Annotated in this window: 3 protein-coding genes; 1 reads left to right on the top strand and 2 read right to left on the bottom strand. The window is 67.3% G+C overall.

Features of this window, described 5'->3' with window-relative positions; all coding sequences use genetic code 11:
• The coding region (locus FFK22_RS41180; protein WP_221939276.1) for a hypothetical protein at positions 1-651 on the bottom strand (651 nt) is incomplete at its 3' end.
• A gap of 308 nt (positions 652-959) precedes the next feature.
• Entirely contained in the window at positions 960-1,853 is an 894-nt protein-coding gene (gene gcvA / locus FFK22_RS41175; RefSeq protein WP_138893115.1) for a transcriptional regulator GcvA, read from the bottom strand.
• 123 nt (positions 1,854-1,976) lie between these two features.
• Here gcvA and FFK22_RS41170 point away from each other — a divergent pair, with 123 nt between their 5' ends.
• Positions 1,977-2,936 (top strand): DMT family transporter, encoded by a 960-nt coding sequence (locus FFK22_RS41170; protein WP_221939275.1) that lies wholly within the window; start codon positions 1,977-1,979, stop codon positions 2,934-2,936.
• Positions 2,937-3,708: the final 772 nt, after the last annotated feature.

Raw genomic sequence — 3,708 nt, 5'->3', positions numbered from 1 at the left:
GATGCACACCGCCCGCACCGGCGCCGCCTCGACGCAGCGCCGCACCAGGAGCTCGGCAAAGACATGCGACTTGCCCGAGCCGCGCCCGCCATGCACCGCCTTGTAGCGCGACGGCTTCCTGAGGCCCCGGAAGACGGGCGCCAGCTTCCAGCGCGGCAGGACAGGGCAAGTCGACGACGTGACCCCGGGCTCGCAACCCTTGACCTCTCCTTGGGAAGAGAGCCTGCCAGGGGGCTGACCCGGGGTGGAAATCGCGCCGGAAATTTCGAGTGAGGGCGCGGCCCGGGCTTCCCTCTCTTCGAACCCGTGGTGGCGCCGGAACTCCTCGACCGCCTGCTCCAGCTTGGGCAGAGCGGCGGTGGACTCGGCGGTGGCGCCGCCGCGCTTGCGGGCCCGCGCGATCGAAGCGGTCAGCTTGCGCCTGACGGTGGGACACAGCGGGAGTCCATTTCGCCGGTCGAGCTCGACCTCCTCCAGGCAGGCGACCACGACCTCGGCCCTTTCCAGCAGGCGGTGCGCTCGAACGCCGGGCCTCTTATAGCCGACCTCCGCGGCAGCCAGGCGGCCATTGCCATGCCGCGTGAAGCACCGGGCGAACGACCGCGGGCCCTCATCGACCTCCACGGCCCATGCGACGACACCCTCCTCCATTCCGGCCTCCTACGAAAAAGCCCGCCACGGCAGTGCCGGGCGGGCGCGACTGTTCGACTCTGCCTGGATTATGCAGCGCGATGCGGCATCACGTCAAGAACAAAAAGGGAACATGAGCCCGCCGCCCACCCTTGGGACGGAGACCATCGAGCGCTCAGCCCGTGAGGCGCGCCCGGAACAGCGTGCTACCACACCCCCCTTTCGCGATCCGGGACCGACCCTGCGCCAGATTGGTCCCTGCCGCATTCCGATGCGGGCGGAAGCCCGCCAAAAATGCAGTGCACCGCAATGATGTTGGCGCCCCGCCATCAAGACCCGGCCCGGATTTCGTCGGCCACCCAAGTCCTGAAGGCTCGAACCTTCGGGTGATCCCGGTCGCCGATCCGGTAGACCAGATCGTACCCCCATTCGACCTCCAGCCTGGCTTGCGGGAACAGCGCCACGAGGCGGCCTGCCGCGAGGTCTTCGGCCACCAGAACGCTCCGCCCGAGGGCCACGCCCTCCCCCCGGATCGCAGCCTCGATCGACATGCTCCCGAGGCTGTAGCCGGGCCCCCGCATCTTCGGATATGGCAGCTCCATCATCGCGAACCAGCGCTCCCAGGTCGCGTTCATGCCGATCTCGTGGATCAGTTGGCATCCGGCCAGATCGCTTGGCGATTGCAGCCCGCCCATGCGGTCGCGATAGCCCGGCGCGCACACGGGAGAGACCGTTTCGTTCATGATCCGCTCCGCCGCCGCGGCGGGATATCGGCCGTCCCCGTAGCGCAGGGCTACGTCGACGTGACCGGCCGCGAAATCCACCGCAACGTCGGCCACTTCGAGATGGATGTCGAAATCCGGGTATCGCGCCATCAGCCTGTGCAGGCGCGATGTCAGCCATTTGCTGGCGAAGGAAACGCCCGAGCTGACGACGAGGCGCGCGTCGTCATTCTTGCGGCGAACGATCTCCGCCTCGCGCGCGAGTTCGGAGAGCAGCCGGGTCACCGCGCCGAAGAACGAGAGGCCCGCTTCGGTCAGTTCGATCCTGCGGGTCAGGCGGCGGAACAGCTGGACCCCCAGATGGTCCTCGAGCGCCTTGATCTGGCGGCTCACCGCGCCATGGGTCAAATGCAGCTCCTCCGCCGCCAGCGTCATGCTCAGCCTTCGGCCGGTCGCCTCGAAGGCGCGAAGGGTCTGCAGCGGCGGAAGCTGGTCGGGCATGACATCTACGCGTGATCACTGATCACACGTCCTGTGAGGACAAATGGTTTGTTGGCGGCGTTTGACGGCTTGTAGACATGACACGGATGCACGCACCTGCCAATCGCAGCCAGCAGAACCGCCATGACGCAGAACGCCACCGACGCCGCAGCCGTCCCGCCTGTCGCCATCCCCGCCCGGCTGCTGTCGGCGAAAAGCGTCGGCGCGATGCTGTTGCTGGCGATCATGTGGGGCCTGTCGATTCCGATCACGAAGCTGGGGCTGGAGACGATTCCGCCGCTGACGCTCACCGCCCTGCGCTTCCTCGTGGCGGTCCCCTTGTTCCTGGTGCTGGCGGCAGGTCGGCTTCACCTGCCGTGGCGGGCGGTTCCCGGCGTCGTCGCGCTCGGCGTGATGGGCATCACCCTGGGAAATGTCGCGCAATCCTTCGGCGTGCAGGGCACATCGGCCTCGGCCGGAACGACCATCTCCGCGACGATCCCCATCTTCATCGTCATCTTCGCGGCCATCCGCCTCGACCAGGCTGTGGCAGGCCGGCAGTGGATCGGCCTGCTCGGGGCCTTCGCCGGGATTGCGCTGGTGGCCGCGGGAAGCGGATCGGGCACTGACGACCTGACCAGGACCACGGCCGCAGGCGTGGCCTGGATGCTCGTTTCGGCTGTCGCGATCGCGTTCTATTACATCTGGAGCGCCGAGCTCACTGCAAGATACGGCACCTTGCCCGTGGCGGCCTGGAACGCCCTGGCCGGCCTCGTCGCGATCCTGCCCCTGGCCGGCTGGGAACTGATGCACGAGCCCCTGCGGATCACGATGCAGGGGGCATGGGCGATCATGTATCTCGGCGTCATGGTGACCGTCGCGGGGCTGCTGCTGTGGCTCTACCTGCTCCGCGCAGTCCCGGCCCGGGTCGCGGCAAGCGTGCAATATCTCCAGCCGGTGTTCGGCATTGCCGCCGCGTCGGTTCTCTTCGGCGATCAGCTCGGCCTGATGTTCGCGGCGGGCGTCGTCCTGATCCTGGGCGGGCTCGCCTTGGCGGTCGCCAACAAACGGCCCGCGCCCGAGGCAGCCGTGCCTCACGAGTAGATCGCAGACCGGCACGGCCCCGATTCTTGCGGCGGCTTCCAGCCTGGCCGCCTGCTTCAGCGAGGCCGGGAAACTGCGTGCGGGACGCTTGGGCTTGTCGGGCACTCAGCCTCCGATCGCCCATGTCACCCTAATTCTTCTGTCTCAGTCCAGGGGTGCAGTCCAGTTCGACTCTGCATGAATTATGCCACGTGACGCGGCATCGCGCTAAGAACAAATAAAGAACATCAAGCTGCTGCTCACCCTCACCTGTCATGGCGTGCCCCGTAGGGTACCAGCGACGCTGGCCTGGATCGCCACGATGGATTCTTCCGTCGCGGCAAACGAACCGTGATGGAGGGGGCGAGATCGGCAGAGGCGGCCGTCCCGCTGCTGACCGGAATCGGCTTGCAGACAATTCCGCGAGGGGCGATGAACGTCCGCTGCTGGGGCCGCTGCGGACGGTACGGTGCGGTTGCTGAATTTCCGCACCCGACCCATAGCCGTCATCCGAGGACCCTTTTGGCCTCGCCAAACCGGACATTGCCCGTCGCTGCGGCGCTCCCGATACCGGACACCAGGAGAAGGCAGATTCGCCGCGGAGCGGACGAGCACAGGCCCGACGGACTTCTCCGAAGCGGACGCCTCCCGCGATCCAACCGCGTCCGCAAGCGGACCTGGCTCACGGCGGGAACTATCGGCGATCCCTGCGGGCCGGCGCCTGTTCGAGCATTGAGGGAGGCCAACATAATGGCAGCTTTGGACGCGCTCCCTCTGACCGCGCCGACGGCAT

Origin of the sequence: Mycobacterium sp. KBS0706 (genome assembly GCF_005938675.2) — a bacterium.
In the GTDB taxonomy this organism is placed as follows: Bacteria; Pseudomonadota; Alphaproteobacteria; order DSM-16000; family Inquilinaceae; genus Inquilinus.
This window is presented reverse-complemented; position numbering and strand designations above follow the sequence as displayed.